Source organism: Pseudomonas sp. QL9 (assembly GCF_041409665.1).
In the GTDB taxonomy this organism is placed as follows: domain Bacteria; phylum Pseudomonadota; class Gammaproteobacteria; order Pseudomonadales; family Pseudomonadaceae; genus Pseudomonas; species Pseudomonas knackmussii.
Map to the genome: position 1 here is coordinate 3,195,347 of NZ_CP166971.1, position 17,377 is coordinate 3,212,723.

General features: G+C 66.3%; 14 protein-coding genes. 13 read left to right on the forward strand and 1 reads right to left on the reverse strand.

Annotated features, from left to right (window positions below):
* Positions 1-157: 157 nt before the first annotated feature.
* From glnE to ACA097_RS15045, 13 genes are all read left to right on the forward strand, one after another.
* Positions 158-3,106, forward strand: coding sequence for a bifunctional [glutamate--ammonia ligase]-adenylyl-L-tyrosine phosphorylase/[glutamate--ammonia-ligase] adenylyltransferase (gene glnE, locus ACA097_RS14985; RefSeq protein ID WP_371364207.1), 2,949 nt, complete (start codon positions 158-160; stop codon positions 3,104-3,106).
* Between the two features lie 82 nt (positions 3,107-3,188).
* Positions 3,189-4,112 (forward strand): branched-chain-amino-acid transaminase, encoded by a 924-nt coding sequence (gene ilvE / locus ACA097_RS14990; RefSeq protein WP_371364209.1) that lies wholly within the window; start codon positions 3,189-3,191, stop codon positions 4,110-4,112.
* A gap of 60 nt (positions 4,113-4,172) precedes the next feature.
* Positions 4,173-5,207, forward strand: coding sequence for a lipopolysaccharide heptosyltransferase II (waaF, locus tag ACA097_RS14995; protein WP_371364211.1), 1,035 nt, complete (start codon positions 4,173-4,175; stop codon positions 5,205-5,207).
* Positions 5,204-6,271 (forward strand): lipopolysaccharide heptosyltransferase I, encoded by a 1,068-nt coding sequence (waaC, locus tag ACA097_RS15000; protein WP_371364213.1) that lies wholly within the window; start codon positions 5,204-5,206, stop codon positions 6,269-6,271. The genes waaF and waaC overlap by 4 nt, the downstream gene beginning before the upstream one ends.
* Positions 6,268-7,389 (forward strand): glycosyltransferase family 4 protein, encoded by a 1,122-nt coding sequence (locus ACA097_RS15005; protein ID WP_160288602.1) that lies wholly within the window; start codon positions 6,268-6,270, stop codon positions 7,387-7,389. Before waaC ends, ACA097_RS15005 begins: the two co-directional genes overlap by 4 nt.
* Entirely contained in the window at positions 7,386-8,192 is an 807-nt protein-coding gene (gene rfaP, locus ACA097_RS15010; RefSeq protein WP_371364216.1) for a lipopolysaccharide core heptose(I) kinase RfaP, read from the forward strand. The genes ACA097_RS15005 and rfaP overlap by 4 nt, the downstream gene beginning before the upstream one ends.
* A gap of 31 nt (positions 8,193-8,223) precedes the next feature.
* Positions 8,224-8,979 (forward strand): lipopolysaccharide kinase InaA family protein, encoded by a 756-nt coding sequence (locus tag ACA097_RS15015; protein WP_043255863.1) that lies wholly within the window; start codon positions 8,224-8,226, stop codon positions 8,977-8,979.
* Positions 8,976-10,466: a lipopolysaccharide kinase InaA family protein gene (locus ACA097_RS15020; protein WP_371364218.1), complete on the forward strand. Its 1,491-nt coding sequence runs from the start codon at positions 8,976-8,978 to the stop codon at positions 10,464-10,466. The genes ACA097_RS15015 and ACA097_RS15020 overlap by 4 nt, the downstream gene beginning before the upstream one ends.
* Positions 10,467-10,544: 78 nt before the next feature.
* Entirely contained in the window at positions 10,545-12,302 is a 1,758-nt protein-coding gene (locus tag ACA097_RS15025; RefSeq protein ID WP_371364220.1) for a carbamoyltransferase, read from the forward strand.
* Positions 12,286-13,419, forward strand: a complete 1,134-nt coding sequence (locus ACA097_RS15030) for a glycosyltransferase (RefSeq protein ID WP_371364222.1) — start codon at positions 12,286-12,288, stop codon at positions 13,417-13,419. Before ACA097_RS15025 ends, ACA097_RS15030 begins: the two co-directional genes overlap by 17 nt.
* A 222-nt stretch (positions 13,420-13,641) precedes the next feature.
* Positions 13,642-14,598 carry a glycosyltransferase gene (locus tag ACA097_RS15035; protein WP_371364224.1) on the forward strand — a complete coding sequence of 319 codons (957 nt, stop codon included), beginning with the start codon at positions 13,642-13,644 and terminating at the stop codon, positions 14,596-14,598.
* A gap of 36 nt (positions 14,599-14,634) precedes the next feature.
* Positions 14,635-15,501 carry a glycosyltransferase family 2 protein gene (locus tag ACA097_RS15040; RefSeq protein ID WP_371364226.1) on the forward strand — a complete coding sequence of 289 codons (867 nt, stop codon included), beginning with the start codon at positions 14,635-14,637 and terminating at the stop codon, positions 15,499-15,501.
* 11 nt (positions 15,502-15,512) lie between these two features.
* Positions 15,513-16,724 carry an O-antigen ligase family protein gene (locus ACA097_RS15045; protein WP_371370522.1) on the forward strand — a complete coding sequence of 404 codons (1,212 nt, stop codon included), beginning with the start codon at positions 15,513-15,515 and terminating at the stop codon, positions 16,722-16,724.
* Here the strand turns inward: ACA097_RS15045 and ACA097_RS15050 are convergent.
* Positions 16,711-17,358 (reverse strand): lipopolysaccharide kinase InaA family protein, encoded by a 648-nt coding sequence (locus tag ACA097_RS15050; RefSeq protein ID WP_371364228.1) that lies wholly within the window; start codon positions 17,356-17,358, stop codon positions 16,711-16,713. The two genes, ACA097_RS15045 and ACA097_RS15050, sit on opposite strands and share 14 nt — an antisense overlap.
* Positions 17,359-17,377: the final 19 nt, after the last annotated feature.

The following is a 17,377-nucleotide window of genomic DNA, read 5'->3' on the forward strand; positions in this document are numbered from 1 at the left end:
CGAATTCTTGGAAGTACACCGGGGGTGTTTCCGGCGGGTTGTAGTTTTACTACAAAACCTTTTCGGATACAGCCCTTCGCGAAAAAAAGTTAGTAGTAAAACTACAGGCGCCCGAATGGCGGGGCTTCCGCGGGGTGCCGTTCATCAGGAACGATGCATGACTCTGCCGTCCCGGGCCGCTTTGCCGGCCACCTTGAAGCCCCTCGCCGAGCGCGCGGGGCAGAATTTCGCAACTGCCGTCTCCTCCCTTCCCGCTGAAATCGCCTCCTTCTATTCGCAGTGGTCCGCCGAGCGCCATGCCGACTTCGCCCTGGTCTGCGCGGCCAGTGACTTCGTCGCTGAACAGGCTGCCCGCGACCCTCAGGCTTTCCTCGAATTGGTCGCCGACGGCCTGCTGGACCGCCCGCTGGCGGGCGGCGAAATGCGTGCGCAACTGGACGCGCTGCTGGCCGATTGCGCTGATGAAGATGAGCTGGGACGCCGGCTGCGCCGCTTCCGCCGGCGTCAGCAGGTGCGCATCGTCTGGCGCGACCTGACCCGCAGCAGCGATCTGATGGGAACCTGCCGTGATCTCAGTGATCTGGCGGATAACTGCATCGATCTGGCTTATCAATGGCTTTACGCGCGGCACTGCCAGCAATTCGGCACGCCGATGGGCGGCCGCTCCGGGCTACCGCAGCACCTGGTCATTCTCGGGATGGGCAAGCTGGGCGCCGGGGAGCTGAACCTGTCCTCGGACATCGACCTGATCTTCGGCTACCCGGAGGGCGGCGAAACCCAAGGCGCGCGCCGCGCGCTGGACAACCAGGAGTTCTTTACCCGTCTGGGGCAGCGGCTGATCAAGGCGCTGGATGCCATCACCGTCGAGGGCTTCGTCTTCCGCGTCGACATGCGCCTGCGCCCCTATGGCTCCAGCGGTCCGCTGGTGCACAGCTTTGCCGCCCTGGAGCAGTACTACCAGGACCAGGGACGCGACTGGGAACGCTACGCGATGATCAAGGCGCGGGTGGTCGGCGGCGACCAGGACTCAGGCCAGCGCCTGCTGGAACTGCTGCGGCCCTTCGTCTATCGGCGCTACCTGGATTTCTCTGCCATCGAGGCGCTGCGCAACATGAAGCAGCTGATCCAGCAGGAGGTCCGGCGCAAGGGCATGAGCGAGAACATCAAGCTCGGCGCCGGCGGCATCCGTGAGGTGGAGTTCATCGCCCAGGCCTTCCAGCTGATCCACGGCGGCCGCGACCTCAGCCTGCAGCAGCGGCCGCTGCTGCGCGTGCTGGCGACCCTGGAAGGGCAGGGTTACCTGCCGGCAGCGGTTGTCGGCGAGTTGCGCGAGGGCTACGAGTTCCTGCGCTATGCCGAGCATGCCCTGCAGGCCATCGATGACCGGCAGACGCAGATGCTGCCGGAGGACGAAGTGGCGCGTATTCGCGTCGCCTTCATCATGGGCTTCGCCAACTGGTCGGCCTTCCATGAGGCGATCAACCACTGGCGCGAGCGCGTCGACTGGCACTTCCGCCAGGTGATCGCCGACCCCGACGAGGACGAAAACGGCGAAGCCGAAGGCGCCTGCATCGGCGGCGAATGGCTGCCTTTATGGGAAGAGCAGGTGGACGAGGAGTCCGCCTGCCGGCAGCTGGCCGATGCCGGATTCGCCGCGCCGGAAGCGGCCTTCAAAAGGCTCATCGACCTGCGCCACGGCAACCAGGTGCGCGCCATGCAACGCTTGGGGCGGGAGCGCCTGGACGCCTTCATCCCGCGTCTGCTGAACATGCTCGCCGAGCACGACAAGCCGGACCTGACCCTGGAGCGCGTGCTGCCGCTGGTGGAAGCGGTGGCGCGGCGTTCGGCCTACCTGGTGCTGCTCACCGAGAACCCCGGCGCGCTTGAGCGCCTGTTGACCCTCTGTGCGGCCAGCCCGATGGTGGCCGAACAGATCGCCAAGTTCCCGATCCTGCTGGACGAGCTGCTCAACGAAGGCCGTCTACTGAGCCCGCCGAAGGCGCCCGAGCTGATCGCCGAGCTGCGCGAACGGCTGATGCGCATTCCCGAGGACGACCTCGAACAGCAGATGGAGACCCTGCGCCACTTCAAGCTGGCCCACGGCCTGCGCGTGGTGGCTTCGGAGATCGCCGGCACCCTGCCGCTGATGAAGGTCAGCGACTACCTGACCTGGCTTGCCGAGGCGATCCTCGAACAGGTCCTGGCGCTGGCCTGGCACCAGCTGGTGCAGAAGCACGGCCGGCCGCTGCGGGCCGATGGCACACCGTGCGATCCGGACTTCATCATCGTCGGCTACGGCAAGGTCGGCGGCCTGGAGCTGGGGCATGGCTCGGACCTCGACCTGGTGTTCATCCACGACGGCGACCCGCAGTGCGAGACCGATGGCGAGAAGTCCATCGACGGCTCGCAGTTCTTCACCCGCCTGGGGCAGAAGATCATCCACTTCCTGACGACCCAGACCACTTCCGGTGCTCTTTATGAAGTGGACATGCGCCTGCGTCCGAGCGGCGCAGCCGGCCTTCTGGTGAGCTCGCTGGCAGCGTTCCAGGCGTACCAGCAGAACGAAGCCTGGACCTGGGAGCACCAGGCCCTGGTGCGTGCCCGCGTGCTCGCCGGCTGCTCGCGGGTGGCGCGCGAGTTCGAAGGCATTCGGGCTGCGGTGCTCGGCCGGCAGCGCGATCTGGGCGAGCTGCGCCGCGAAGTGAGCGAGATGCGCGCGAAGATGCGCGACAACCTCGGCACCCCCGCGACCGCGGCGGGAACGGCGGCGAATGCCTTCGAAGCCGCGGCTGACTTCGATCTCAAGCAGGATGCCGGTGGTATCGTCGATATCGAATTTATGGTGCAATATGCGGCCCTTGCCTGGTCGTGGCAGCACCCCGAGTTGCTGCAGTTCACCGACAACATCCGCATTCTGGAAGGGTTGGAGCGGGCTGGCCTGATCGCCAGCGAGGACGTCCGTTTCCTGCAGGAGGCCTACAAGGCCTATCGCGCAGCCGCGCACCGCCTGGCGCTGCAGAAACAGCCGGGCGTAGTGAGTGGCGACCGTTTCCATGGCGAACGCCGCGGAGTGATGCGGATCTGGCGCGAGCTCGAGCTCGCCTGATCCCGGGCAGTACGCACCGGTCGCTGGCGCAATGCACTTGCGCGGCGACCGAACGACGAATTTCTGTGAGGAGCTGGCAACGATGTCGATGGCTGATCGTGATGGCGTGATCTGGTATGACGGTGAACTGGTGCAGTGGCGCGATGCGACCACCCACGTGCTGACCCATACCCTGCACTACGGCATGGGCGTGTTCGAGGGCGTGCGCGCCTACAACACCCCCGAAGGCACCGCGATCTTCCGTCTGCAGGCGCACACCGACCGCCTCTTCGATTCGGCGCACATCATGAACATGAAGATGCCGTACTCGAAGGAAGAAATTAACGAGGCGACCCGCGCCGCCGTCCGCGAGAACAACCTCGAAAGCGCCTACATCCGCCCGATGGTGTTCTACGGAAGCGAAGGCATGGGCCTGCGCGCATCCGGCCTGAAGGTCCACGTCATCGTGGCCGCCTGGCACTGGGGCGCGTACATGGGCGACGACGCGCTGGAGCAGGGCATCAAGGTGCGCACCAGCTCCTTCACCCGCCACCACGTGAACATCTCCATGACCCGCGCCAAGTCCAACGGTGCCTACATCAACTCGATGCTGGCCCTGCAGGAAGCCATCTCCGGCGGCGCCGACGAGGCCATGATGCTCGACCCCGAAGGCTACGTGGCCGAGGGCTCCGGCGAGAACATCTTCATCATCAAGGACGGCGTGATCTACACCCCGGAAGTCACCGCCTGCCTGAACGGCATCACCCGCAACACCGTGCTGACCCTGGCCAACGAGCTGGGCATCAAGGTGGTCGAGAAGCGCATCACCCGCGACGAGGTCTACATCGCCGACGAGGCCTTCTTCACCGGCACCGCCGCTGAAGTGACCCCGATCCGCGAGGTCGACGGCCGCTCCATCGGCATCGGCCGCCGCGGCCCGGTGACCGAGAAGCTGCAGAAGGCCTACTTCGACCTGGTCAGCGGCAAGACCAGCGCCCATCCGGAATGGCGCACCCTGGTCAAGTAAGCTTCAGTCAAGGGCATGACGGGGAGGCGCTGAGCCTCCCCGATCGTTTCTGGAAGGTACATGAGAATTCTGATCGTAGGGCCGTCCTGGGTCGGCGACATGGTGATGGCGCAGACGCTGTTCCATTGCCTGAAACAGCAGCACCCCGAGTGCCAGATCGACGTGCTGGCGCCCGAATGGAGCCGGCCGATCCTCGAGCGCATGCCGGAAGTGCGCCAGGCGCTGAGCTTCCCGCTCGGCCACGGCGTGCTCGACATCGCCGCGCGGCGGCGCATCGGCAAGTCGCTGGCCGGCCAGTACGACCAGGCGATCCTGCTGCCCAACTCGCTCAAGTCCGCACTGGTGCCGTTCTTCGCCGGCATCGCCAAGCGCACCGGCTGGAAGGGCGAGATGCGCTTCGGCCTGCTCAACGACATCCGCACGCTCGACAAGGAGCGCTATCCGCTGATGATCGAGCGCTTCATGGCGCTTGCCTACGAGCCTGGCGCTGATCTGCCCAAGCCCTATCCGCAGCCGCGCCTGTCGATCGACCCGACGACCCGCGACGCCGCCCTGGCCAAGTTCGGCCTGAGCCTGGATCGCCCAGTGCTCGCGCTCTGCCCGGGCGCCGAGTTCGGCGAGGCCAAGCGCTGGCCGGCCGAGTACTACGCCAAGGTCGCCGAAGCGAAGATCCGCGCCGGCTGGCAAGTCTGGATCTTCGGCTCGAAGAACGACCATCCCGGCGGCGAGGACATCCGTTCGCGGCTGATTCCCGGCCTGCGCGAGGAGTCGGTGAACCTCGCCGGTGAAACCGCCCTGGCCGAGGCTATCGACCTGATGTCCTGCGCATCCGCCGTGGTCACCAACGACTCCGGGCTGATGCACGTGGCCGCGGCGCTGAACCGCCCGCTGGTGGCGGTCTACGGCTCCACCTCGCCGCAGTTCACCCCGCCGCTGGCCGAGGCCGTGGAGATCGTGCGCCTGGGCCTGGAATGCAGCCCCTGCTTCGATCGCGTGTGCCGCTTCGGCCACTACAACTGCCTGCGCGAGCTGCAGCCGCAGCCGGTGCTGGCCGCGCTCGACCGCCTGGTCGCGGACCCGGTCGACGTGGAATGAGGGTTCTGCTGATCAAGACGTCGTCCCTGGGCGACGTCATCCATACCCTGCCGGCACTCACCGACGCCGCCCGCGCCATCCCCGGCATCCAGTTCGACTGGGTGGTGGAGGAGGGCTTCGCCGAGATCCCGGCCTGGCATCCGGCGGTGGCGCAGGTCATCCCCGTGGCCATCCGGCGCTGGCGCAAGAACCTCTGGCAGACCCTGAAGAGCGGCGAATGGCGCCGCTTCAAGAAGCGCCTGCGCGAGGTCGACTACGACCTGGTGATCGACGCCCAGGGCCTGCTGAAGAGCGCCTGGCTGACCCGCTACGTGAAGAAGACGCCGATCGCCGGGCTGGACAAGGAGTCGGCGCGCGAGCCGGCGGCCAGCCGCTTCTACGATCGCGGCTATCCGGTCGCCTGGGGCCAGCATGCCGTCGAACGCGTGCGCCAGCTCTTCGCCCAGGCACTCGACTATCCGCTGCCGCAAGGCACCGGCGACTACGGCCTGGACCGCAGCCGCCTGCTCGACGACAGCGCCGGCGCGCCTTACCTGGTGTTCCTGCACGGCACCACCTGGGTCACCAAGCACTGGCCCGAGAAGTACTGGCGCGAACTTGCCGAGCGCATGGGCGAGCGCGGCTGGTCGGTTCGCCTGCCGTGGGGCAATGAAATAGAGCGTTCGCGAGCCGAGCGCATTGCCGATGGCTTGGAAAACGCCTCGGTACTCCCCAAGTTATCCCTCGCGGGCATGGCCAAGGTTCTGGCTGGCGCTTCGGCCTGCGTGGCGGTGGACACCGGGCTCGGACACCTGGCAGCCGCCCTGGACGTGCCGACGTTGTCGCTGTTCGGCCCGACCAACCCCGGACTCACCGGCGCCTACGGGCGTTCGCAGGTGCACCTGGGCAGCGACTGGCCGTGCGCCCCCTGCCTGCAGAAAACCTGCACCTACCAGCCGACGGCCGACGACAGGCGCCAGTTCGACCTGCGGCAAGAGCAACCGCTGTGCTTCACGCGCCTGAATCCGCAGCGCGTGTCCACCCAGCTGGAGGCCCTGCTGCTGGCCCCGGAGACGCTTCGATGAACCTGGCTTTCGTTCTCTACAAATACTTCCCGTTCGGCGGGCTGCAGCGCGACTTCATGCGCATTGCGCTGGAGTGCCAGAAGCGCGGACACGCGATTCGCGTCTACACGCCGATCTGGGAGGGCGAAGTGCCCGCTGGTTTCGACGTGCGCGTCGCGCCGATCAAGGCGCTGTTCAACCATCGCCGCAACGAGAAGTTCAGCGCCTGGCTGGACGCCGACCTCGCGCGCGATCCGGTCGATCGGGTGATCGGTTTCAACAAGATGCCGGGGCTGGACGTGTACTACGCCGCCGACGGTTGCTTCGAGGACAAGGCGCAGACGCTGCGCAACCCGATCTATCGCCGCTGGGGCCGCTACAAGCACTTCGCCGACTACGAGCGCGCAGTGTTCTCGCCGCAGTCCAAGACCGAGATCCTGATGATCTCCGAGGTCCAGCAGCCGCTGTTCGTCAAGCACTACGGCACCCCGGCCGGGCGCTTCCACCTGCTGCCGCCGGGCATCGCCCAGGACCGCCGCGCACCGGCCAATGCCGCCGAGATCCGCGCCGATTTCCGCCGCGAGTTCAAGCTGGGCGACGATGACCTGCTGCTGGTGCAGATCGGCTCCGGCTTCAAGACCAAGGGCCTGGACCGCAGCCTCAAGGCGCTGGCATCGCTGCCGCGCGAGCTGCGCAAGCGCACCCGCCTGATCGCCATCGGCCAGGACGATCCCAAGCCGTTCCTGCTGCAGGTGAAGGCTCTCGGCCTGTCGGACAACGTGCAGATCCTCAAGGGGCGCAGCGACATCCCGCGCTTCCTGCTGGGCGCCGACCTGCTGATCCACCCGGCCTACAACGAGAACACCGGCACCGTGCTGCTGGAGGCGCTGGTCGCCGGCCTGCCGGTGCTGGTCACCGACGTCTGCGGCTACGCCCACTACATCGCCGAGGCCGATGCCGGCCGCGTGGTGCCTTCGCCTTTCGAACAGGACAACCTGAACCGTATGCTGGTGCAGATGCTCGGGGATGCTGAGGCCCGTGCCGCCTGGTCGCGCAACGGCCTGGCCTTCGCCGACACGGCGGACCTGTATTCCATGCCGCAGCACGCGGCAGACGTGATTCTCGCGGAGCGCCCATGAAGCTCGAACTGCAGCCCCCCTTCAAGGCGCTGTGGGCCGGCAAGGACCCCTTCGTCGAGGTCGAGCGCCTGCAGGGCAAGGTCTACCGCGAGCTGGAAGGCCGCCGCACCCTGCGCACCGAAGTCGACGGGCGCGGCTACTTCGTGAAGATCCACCGTGGCATCGGCTGGGGCGAGATCTTCAAGAACCTGCTCAGCGCCAAGCTCCCGGTGCTCGGCGCCGGCCAGGAGCAGCGCGCCCTGGAACGCCTGCACCAGGCCGGCGTGGCGACCATGACCTCGGTGGCCTACGGCGAGCGTGGCAGCGATCCGGCGCGCCAGCATTCCTTCATCGTCACCGAGGAACTGGCGCCCACCACCGACCTCGAACAGCTCTCGCTGAACTGGCGCGAGCAGCCGCCCGAGCCGCGCTTCAAGCGCGCGCTGATCGCCGAAGTGGCGAAGATGGTCGGCACCATGCATCGCGCCGGGGTCAACCACCGGGACTGCTACATCTGCCATTTCCTGTTGCATACCGACCGCGCGCCTACGGCCGATGACCTGCGCCTGTCGGTGATCGACCTGCATCGCGCGCAGACCCGCGCCGCCACGCCCAAGCGCTGGCGCGACAAGGACCTGGCCGCGTTGTACTTCTCCGCGCTGGACATCGGCCTGACCGAGCGCGACAAGCTGCGCTTCCTGCGCGGCTACTTCGGCAAGCCGCTGCGCGACATCCTGCGTGACGAAGCGCCGCTGCTCGCCTGGATGGAGCGCAAGGCTGCGAAGTTGTACGACCGCAAGCAGCGCTATGGTGATCTGCTGTGACGCACACCGCCCATTTCTCCGAGGGACGCGAGTGAACGACTTCATCGCCGACGACGACCGCGAGTGCCTGGAACGCCAGGGCCTGGCCGACTTCGACGCGCTCTGGGCACTGCAACTGCAGGCCGTGGACGAACCCAACACCGAGCGCGGTGGCTGGAGCAGCGTTTCCCGTCTCGAACTGGAAGGCCGCGCCTACTACCTCAAGCGCCAGATCAACCACCTGACCCGCAGCCTGCGGCGCCCGCGCGGCGAGCCGACCTTCGCCCGCGAGCTGCGCAATATCCTGCGTTACCAGCAACTCGGTATTCCCGCGTTGCAAGCCGCTTTCTTCGGCATGCGCGAAGTCGACGGTGAGCGCCGCGCGATCCTGCTGACTCGCGCCCTGGACGGCTGGCGAGACCTCGACGCCTGGCTCAAGGAATGGTCGAACCTGCCCGTCGAGCGCCGCCAGGCGATCCTGCACGCCTGCGGGATGCTCGCCCGCCGTCTGCACGAGGCCGGGCAGATGCACGGCTGCTTCTATCCCAAGCACATCTTCCTGAAGGCGGTCGACGACGAGTTCCAGGCTTGCCTGATCGACCTGGAGAAGACCCGTCCGCTGTGGTTTGGCACCCGTGATCGGGTCAAGGACCTCGAGCCCTTGTTGCGCCGGGCGCCGGACTGGAGCGAGGTCGACGTGCGCCAGCTGCTCGCGGCCTACCTGGGCAACTCGGCCAGTGGCGCGGAAGTCGATCATTGGTACAAGCGCCTCGGCTCGCGGCGGCGCAAGAAGGAGAAGCGCGGGTGAAACTCAGCGATCTGCGCGGCGCTGGCCGCCAGCCGGCTTTGCCGCTGCGTCTCGAACTGGCCAATGGCGCCGGCCCTGCCGAACTTCGCCTGGACAGCCTGCTGCGCGTACTGCCGGGCAAACGCTACGTCGGCGAAGGCAATTGGCGAGGCCGCCAGGTGCTGGCCAAGCTGCTGGTCGGCGGCAGCGCCGCACGGCATTTCCAGCGTGAGCGGGACGGTGTGCGCCTGCTCGCCGAACAGGGCCTGACCACGCCTGCGTTGCTGGCCGACGGCCTGCGCGAAGGCGAGGGCGGCTGGCTGCTCTTCGAGTTCCTCGACGGCGCCCAGAGCCTGGGTGACGCCTGGCGCGCGGTGGAGGCCGAGCCCGCGCTTTCCGACGCCCAGCAGGCCGTGCTTGGGGAAGCCCTGGCTGCCATCGCCGCGCTGCATGCGAAAGGGCTCTGGCAGGAAGACCTGCACCTGGACAACCTGCTGCGCCACGACGGCCGCCTGTACCTGATCGACGGCGCCGGCATCCGCGCCGAAACGCCCGGCCAGCCGCTGTCGCGCAAGCACGTGCTGGAAAATCTCGGGGTGTTCTTCGCCCAGCTGCCCCATGACCTCGACCCTTTCATCGAGGAGCTGCTGGTGCATTACCTGCTGGCCAACGGCGAGCACGCCCTGCCGCTGGAAGCGTTGCAGAAGGAAATCGCCCGTGTGCGCCGCTGGCGCGTGGCCGACCTGCTGAAGAAGATCGGCCGCGACTGCAGCCTGTTCAGCGTGCGCCGCGGGGCATTCGGCCTGCGTGCGGTGCGTCGCGAGGAAGAGAGCGGTCTAGAGCCGCTGCTGGCCAATCCCGACGCTTTCATTGACCGGGGACATGTCTATAAGACCGGCGGTGCGGCTACCGTGGCCAAGGTCGAACTGAACGGCCGGCCGCTGGTCGTGAAGCGCTACAACATCAAGAACCTGCTGCACTGGCTCAAGCGCTTCTGGCGGCCCAGTCGGGCCTGGTCTTCGTGGCGCGAGGGCAACCGCCTGGAATACCTCGGCATCGCCACCGCCAAACCCCTGGCTATGCTGGAGCGGCGCTGGCTGTGGCTGCGCGGTCCGGCGTTCCTGATTACCGATTACCTGGAAGGGCAGGATATAATCGCCCGTTTCAAACCCCATCTGGACGATCCGGAGGGGGCCGGCATACCGCCGGAGGCCGAGCTCAAGGCCCTGGACAACCTGTTCGCGGCGCTGCTGCGCGAGCGCATCAGCCACGGCGACCTCAAGGGCCACAACCTGTTCTGGCAGGGCGGCGCCACCGGGGGACGCTGGGCACTGATCGACCTCGACGCCATGCACAAGCACCACGGCCAGGCCAGCTTCGAGCGCGCCTACGCCCGCGACCGCGCACGTTTCCTGCGCAACTGGCCGCAGGACAGCGCCCTCCACCGGCTGCTGGACGAACGCATACCCAAGGATTGCAGCGCGGCGCAGGCCGACAGCAATCACTAAAGGCTCCGACGAGCCACCGAAGATCATCGCCGAGCTCCCATGGTGGGGGGCTCAAGGCTCTACCAAGAGGCAACACCTGTGGCATTGACCATCCTCGGCCTGTCCGGCGCCGTAAGCCATGACCCTTCCGCCGCCCTGTACATCGACGGCAAGCTGGTCGCGGCGGTCGAAGAAGAGCGCTTCGTCCGCGACAAGCACGCGAAGAACCGCATGCCCTACGAGTCGGCCAAGTTCTGCCTGGAGCAGGCCGGCATCAAGCCGTCCGACGTCGATGTGGTGGCCATTCCCTTCGCCCCCATCAGCATCCTGGAGAAGGCCCGCTGGCACTACGCCAAGCGCTACGCCTACGCGCCGGACCGCGCGCTGGACGCCATCCTGCTCGGCAACCGCCGCTACAAGCGCTACTACAAGCGCATCGAGTGGTGCCTGCAGCAGCTCGGCTTCGACCTGAAGAAAACCAAGATCCAGCCGGTCGAGCACCACCTGGCCCACGCTTCCAGCGCCTACCACTGCTCCGGCTTCAAGGAGAAGACCGCGATCCTCGGTATCGACGGCAAGGGCGAGTACGCCACGACCTTCTTCGGCTACGGCGAAAACGGCAAGATCCACAAGATCAAGGAGTTCTACGACCCGGATTCGCTCGGCGGCCTCTACGGCGCGCTGACCGAGTACCTCGGCTTCGACATGCTCGACGGCGAGTTCAAGGTCATGGGCATGGCGCCTTACGGCGATGCCAGCAAGTACGATTTCTCGCGCCTGGCCAAGTTCGAGAACGGCGAGCTGATCATCAACACCGACTACGTCAACGTCATCGGCTTCCGTCGCTACAAGGAAAAGGGCAAGGGCTACTACTTCTCGCCCAAGCTGATCGAGTGGCTCGGTCCGAAGCGCGAAGGCGACATCGCCGATGATCCGTACATCCACTACGCCGCCAGCATCCAGGCGCTGTTCGAGAAGCTGGCGCTGGAGATGATGGACTACTACCTGGGCGACATTCTCCGCGAGACCGGCAAGATCGCCTTCGCCGGCGGCTGCGCGCTGAACGTCAAGCTGAACCAGAAGATCATCTCGCGTCCGGAAGTGAAGGAGCTGTTCGTCCAGCCCGCCTCCAGCGACGCCGGCACCGCCGTTGGCGCCGCCGCCTACGTCTCGCACCAGCGCGGCGTGCCGGTGGAGAAGATGGAACACGTCTACCTCGGCCCGGAATACAGCAACGAGGACGTCATCGCCGCCTGCGCTCGCCACGAGTCCAGGCCGCAGTGGCGCAAGATCGACAACGTGCCGGAACTGATCGGCAAGGTGCTCGCCGACGGCAACCCGGTGGCCTGGTTCCAGGGCCGCATGGAGTTCGGCCCGCGCGCCCTCGGTGGTCGCTCCATCCTCGGCTGCCCGAGCGTGCCGGGTGTGGCCGACCGCATCAACGCGCAGATCAAGTTCCGCGAGCGCTGGAGACCCTTCTGCCCGTCGATGCTGGATACCGTCGGCCCGCAGATGTTCAAGATCGACCATCCGGCGCCCTTCATGACCTTCACCTTCGAGGTCAACGAGGAGTGGAAGACCCGTGTGCCGGAAGTGGTACACGAGGACGGTACCTCCCGCGCCCAGGTGCTCAAGCGCGAGTACAACCCGCGCTACTACGACCTCATGAAGGAGCTGGAGAAGCTCACCGGCAACGGCGTGGCGCTGAACACCTCGCTGAACCGCCGCGGTGAGCCGATGATCTGCTCGCCGACCGACGCCCTGAACATGTTCTACGGCTCGGACCTGCAGTACCTGATCATGCAGGACATCCTGGTCGTGAAAGAGGGCGCCGCGCCTTATGACTCGCTCGGCTGAACCGCGCGTCCTGCAGTTCTGCCACGGCTATGACGGGCCGTTCCTCGACTGTGCCCGTCAATACGCCAGCCTGTTCGCCGGCACCGGCTACCGGGTGACCACGGTGTTTCTCACCGGGGCGCCCGATCCGGAAGTCGCCGCCGCCTGCGCGAGCGACGAAGTGCTGTTCCTCGAATACAGCTCCAAGGACGTGCGCGGCCTCAAGCTGCGCGCAATCCGCGACCTGCGCGACATCGCCCGCTCGCGTGATTTCCGCTTCTGCATCGCCCATCGCTTCAAGCCGACCTGGGTCGCGATGCTCGCCACCAAACTGCCGGTGATCGGCGTGCACCATGGTTTCGGCGATTACCGCCGCATGGGTCGCAAGCTGTTCGGCAAGTTCTTCGCCAAGCGCCTGCGTCTGCTCGCCGTATCCAATGCGGTGCGTGACGAACTGCGTGCTTGCCTGCCCGCCTGGCCGGCGGATCACATCGAGACGCTGTACAACCGCATCGACGTCGATGCCCTCCAGGCCAGCCAGCTGGAGCGCTATCCGGCGCGCCTGCAACTGCGCCTGCCGGAGAATGCCTGGATCGTCGGCAACGTCGGTCGCCTGCATCCGGACAAGGACCAGGCCACGCTGCTGCGCGGCTTCGCCAAGGCCTTGCCGCACCTGCCGCGCGAAAGCCTGCTGGCGATCATGGGCAAGGGCCGCCTGGAGGAAGACCTCAAGGAACTCGCGCGCGAACTGGGCATCGCCGAACAGGTGCTGTTCCTCGGTCAGGTGGCGGAAGCAAAGCGCTACTTCAAGGCGTTCGACGTCTTCGCCCTGAGCTCCGACCACGAGCCCTTCGGCATGGTGCTGCTGGAGGCGATGGCCGCCGGCGTGCCGCTGATCTCTACCGCCGGTGGCGGTGCGGGTGAGGTGGTCGAAGGCCTGGGCATCCTCTTCCCGCTGCGCGATGACGCCGCGCTGGCCGAGGGGCTGGTGCACATGGCGGCGCTGGATCGCCAGCAGCGCGAAGCCTGCGTTCGTCTGATGGACGAGCGCCTTCGTACGCGCTTCTCTGACGAGGCGGTGCGCCGCGAGTTCTGGAACCTGCCGCTGGTGCGCAGCCTGATCGGACGCGACACCTAGTACCCGTCGGCAAGTCTGTCATTGGTCAGGTCGAGGGGCGTGCCCGCCTTGGGCCGAAGTATGCCCCGGCCGCCTGCCTTGACCGTCTCGCCGGCCGTCCCCTACTCTTCGCGGCTGGCCTACGTGCCATGGCTGAATGCCGGCATGGCAGGCGACAACCCGCATTGACCTGAGTCGGAAGCACAGTAGACTGCCCGCTGGCCGGGATGCGAAAGGTGAGTCTTGAAAGTCCTGTTTCTGGTTCAAAAAGAACAACGCGCCATCCTCGACCGTCTCTACGATGGCATCGCCGCGCATTGCGATTGCGATCTGCGCTGGCTGAGCAGCGACGAGCAGGCCAACCTGCGTCGCTATTTCCGCGAGCACGTGGACGTCACGCGTTACGACCGCATCCTGTTCTTCCTGCGCTTCAAGAAGGAGATCCGCCAGGTTTCCTTCATCCGCAGCGTGCCGAACCTGGTGATCCTCGAGCACGATGCCTACCAGAACTACATCCCCTGCAAGTACACCGGCAAGTTCAGCGCTTACTACCGGCGCCTGCCCTGGGCTCGGGTTATCAGCTCCGGCTACATGGTCAGCGAGCGCCTGCGCCAGGAAGGCTTCGATGCGGTCTTCGTGCCAAAGGGCTACGACCAGGACCTGCTGCATGACCTGGGCCGCGAGCGCGACATCGAGCTGGCCTTCGTCGGCAGTACCGGCAGCGTTGCCTACAGCGGCCGCAAGGCGCTGCTCGACGAGCTGGCGCAGGTGGAAAACCTGCTGGTCACCAAGACCAAGTCCGGCGAGGACTACCTGAACACGCTCAACCGCATCCGCTTCTTCGTCAGCGCGGACGTCGGCATGGGCGAGTACATGATCAAGAATTTCGAGGCCATGGCCTGCGGCTGCGTGCTCTTCGCCTTCGACCAGGGCGAAGCAGAGAACCGCGCGCTGGGCCTGGTGGATATGCAGACCGTAGTGCTCTACCGCGACATTCCGGAGCTTCGCCGCAAGCTGCAAGTACTCCGCGACGACCCGGCGCTGGCCTCGCGCATCGCCGAGCAAGGCCGTGCGCTGGCGCAGGGTGGCTTCGGTTTCGGCCAGATCGGCGCACGCATCGTCGAGACCATGCGGCCGCCGCTGCGGGAGCGCCCCGAGCCGGGCAGGTTCGAGCGCCTGCGCCAGGTGCTGGGCCTATGAGTGCCATGGCAACTGTCCTTGGCGCCGGAGGTGAGCGTGGGTAACCCGCTGGTTTCCGTGCTGGTACCTTGCTACAACCGCGAGCGCTATATCGAGGAGGCCCTGCTGAGCATCCTCGAGCAGGATTACCCGAATTTCGAGCTGATCGTGGTCGACGACGGCTCCCGGGACGCCAGCGTCGAGAAGATCGAAGCGTTGCGCCAGCGCTTCGACTTCCAGCTGATCCGCCAGCAGAACCAGGGTGTGAGCGCTGCGCTGAACACGGCGCTGAGCCATGCCCGCGGCACCTACATAGCCACGCCCGACTCCGACGATGTAATGCTGCCGGGGCGCCTGTCCTTGCAGGCCAGCTACCTGGATGCGCATCCGGAGGTGGGGTGTGTGGGCGCAAAAGTGGTTTATGTCGACGAGCAAGGCAATCGCTTGAAGGCGGAAAAATCCAATGGCATCCGTCGCTACGGCTTCGATGAATTGCTCGCCAGCGCCCACGCCATTGGCGCGCCGGTGGCGATGTACCGGCGCGAGGCGCTGGATCGCGTGGGTGGCTACGACCCGGCGATCCGCATCCAGGATTTCCAGATGACCCTGAAGGTTGCGCATCTGGGCTATTGCATGGACGTCCTGCCGGACCATGTGACCCTCTACCGGAGGCACACCAGCAACATGTCCAAGACCGCATACAAGCGGCAGCTCGACTACGACCTGATGGCCATCGCGCCATACCGGGAGCATCCGAGCTACGCGCAGGCGCTGACCTGCGTAATCAACAAGGCCCTCAAGCAGTCAGTGGTCTACGACAAGGGATACGCGCTGTCGCTGCTGCTGCGTCTGCCGCCCTCTCGCTGGAACTCTGTGACCTGGCGTCGCGTGCGCCATCTGCTGTTCAAGTTCCACGAGCAATGAGCGTGTCGCGTATGAAGGAGTTGTTCCAGGGCGCCTGGGAGCTGTGGCGTCCGGCGAAGGAATCGAACGGACTGGCGGTATCTCGCGGCAGCCGGGTGGCCGAGGCGATGCTCGGCATCGGCGTGTTCTGGACCATTGCCGGCGTGCTGCTGACGCCGACCATGAAGTTCTACTACAACATGGTCGTGCTGTTCGTATACCTGCCGGGGCTCTGGCTGACGATCGCTCGATGGTCCGAACTGGGCCGCTTGATCCGCGAACGCAAGGAGTTCGGGCTGTTCCTCCTGCTGTTCGCCTGGGCGAACCTGTCGCTTTTCTGGTCTTCGGGCGAGTTCGAGCGGATGTCGCGCTTCAAGCAGTCGAGCCTGTTCCTGCTGCTGGTCTTCGGCTGGTTGCTCTGGGCGCGCGCGAACGAGGCTCGGCTGCGCGGCACCTTGCTGGCGCTGGGGCTGGTCAACAGCTTCTACGCCATGGCCGCGCTGCTCTGGGCGCCGGCCTATGATCCGACCCGGCTGAACGGTTTCGGCGGGTTCCTCGACAACCCCAATGCCGCCGGCTACGCCTGCGCCTTCATCATGGTCATGGCGCTGCCGCTGATGCCGCGTGGCCGCTGGCCGCGGCTGACCTGGTCGCTGCTGCAGATTCCGCCGCTGATCTATGTGGCGTTGTGCGGCAGCCGCGGTGCGCTGCTGGCGCTCATGGCCACGGCGCTCTTCTGCCTGGTGCTGCTGCCCGGCTGGCGCGCGCGCCTGGTGGCGCTGCTGTTGCTGGTTGGCGGTTTCGTCCTGGTCCGGCTGGATCCGAATCTGGTGGCGCGCGGCGACTCGGAGCGCCTGGAGCTGCTGCGCAGTGCCGTACCGCTACTGCGGGAGCATTTCTGGATCGGCGTTGGCCTGGGCACTGATTATGCGGTCGAGGGCTGGTCCGGTCAGTTCCACGGCAGCACGCACAACTTCCTTCTGCACACTGCCATTCAGTACGGCATTCCGGCGCTGCTGGTGTGGATGCTGCTGTGGTGCATGCTCGGCTGGCGCGCCTGGCAGTGCCGCGCCAGCCAGCTCGGGCTGGCGGTGATGCTGCTGTGGGTGTTTTCCAGCGTGGCGCTGCAGTTCGATGTGTTCAGCCTGTGGGAGCGAACCCGCGCCATGTGGCTGATGCCCTGGGTGGTGTTCCTGCTCGGGCTGTGCCTGGAGCGCGAGACGCCGGCACTCAGCCAGCGTTGAGGATCTGCGCCAGCGCCTGCGCCTTCCAGCGCACTAGGCTGGTGCGCAGATAGGCTGCGGCGAGCGCGGCGCCCTGGTCGGCCAGCAGCCATTGGCGGTCGTCCGCATAACGCAGCATGTGGGCGAAATTGCGCTTGCGCTGCAGGCGGTTGAGCGGACGGCGACGGGCCTTCATATCGGCGATGTCGATCAGCCCCAGGCGGCCCTCCGGAGTCCGCACCACGTTGCCCAGGTGCAGTGAGCGGAAGTACACGCCCTTGTCGTGCAGGGTGGCGATCAGCTCGCCCAACTGCGCGCGCAGCTCATTGCCGTTGTCACCGGCAGCGATCAGCTGGCGCAGGGTGTCGCCCGGCAGCGGTTCATAGTGCACGGCGTCGCGGGCGATACCCGGAATGCGATAGACAGCGATGGTCTGCGGGCAAGGTATGCCCAGGCGTTGCAGCGCCTGCGCGTTGTCGGCGAAACGCTGGGCGTAGGGATATAGGGCGGCGGAGGAGATCAACCGCTTGCGGCGGAACAGCTTGAGGAAATTGCCATCGGCCAGGTGCAGCACCTTGTCGCCATAGCGGTCGGCCTCCAGTACCTCGGCGCCATCGCGCAAGGATTCGTAGGCGGAGAGTGCTAGCTGTTGCATACCGGCGTCCTGATCGGTG

Bases quoted from the DNA above. Each gene is read 5' to 3' on its own strand.
- glnE (WP_371364207.1), top strand. From the start codon at position 158: ATGACTCTGCCGTCCCGGGCCGCTTTGCCGGCCACCTTGAAGCCCCTC.
- ilvE (WP_371364209.1), top strand. From the start codon at position 3,189: ATGTCGATGGCTGATCGTGATGGCGTGATCTGGTATGACGGTGAACTG.
- waaF (WP_371364211.1), top strand. From the start codon at position 4,173: ATGAGAATTCTGATCGTAGGGCCGTCCTGGGTCGGCGACATGGTGATG.
- waaC (WP_371364213.1), top strand. From the start codon at position 5,204: ATGAGGGTTCTGCTGATCAAGACGTCGTCCCTGGGCGACGTCATCCAT.
- ACA097_RS15005 (WP_160288602.1), top strand. From the start codon at position 6,268: ATGAACCTGGCTTTCGTTCTCTACAAATACTTCCCGTTCGGCGGGCTG.
- rfaP (WP_371364216.1), top strand. From the start codon at position 7,386: ATGAAGCTCGAACTGCAGCCCCCCTTCAAGGCGCTGTGGGCCGGCAAG.
- ACA097_RS15030 (WP_371364222.1), top strand. From the start codon at position 12,286: ATGACTCGCTCGGCTGAACCGCGCGTCCTGCAGTTCTGCCACGGCTAT.
- ACA097_RS15045 (WP_371370522.1), top strand. From the start codon at position 15,513: ATGAAGGAGTTGTTCCAGGGCGCCTGGGAGCTGTGGCGTCCGGCGAAG.
- ACA097_RS15050 (WP_371364228.1), bottom strand. From the start codon at position 17,358: ATGCAACAGCTAGCACTCTCCGCCTACGAATCCTTGCGCGATGGCGCC.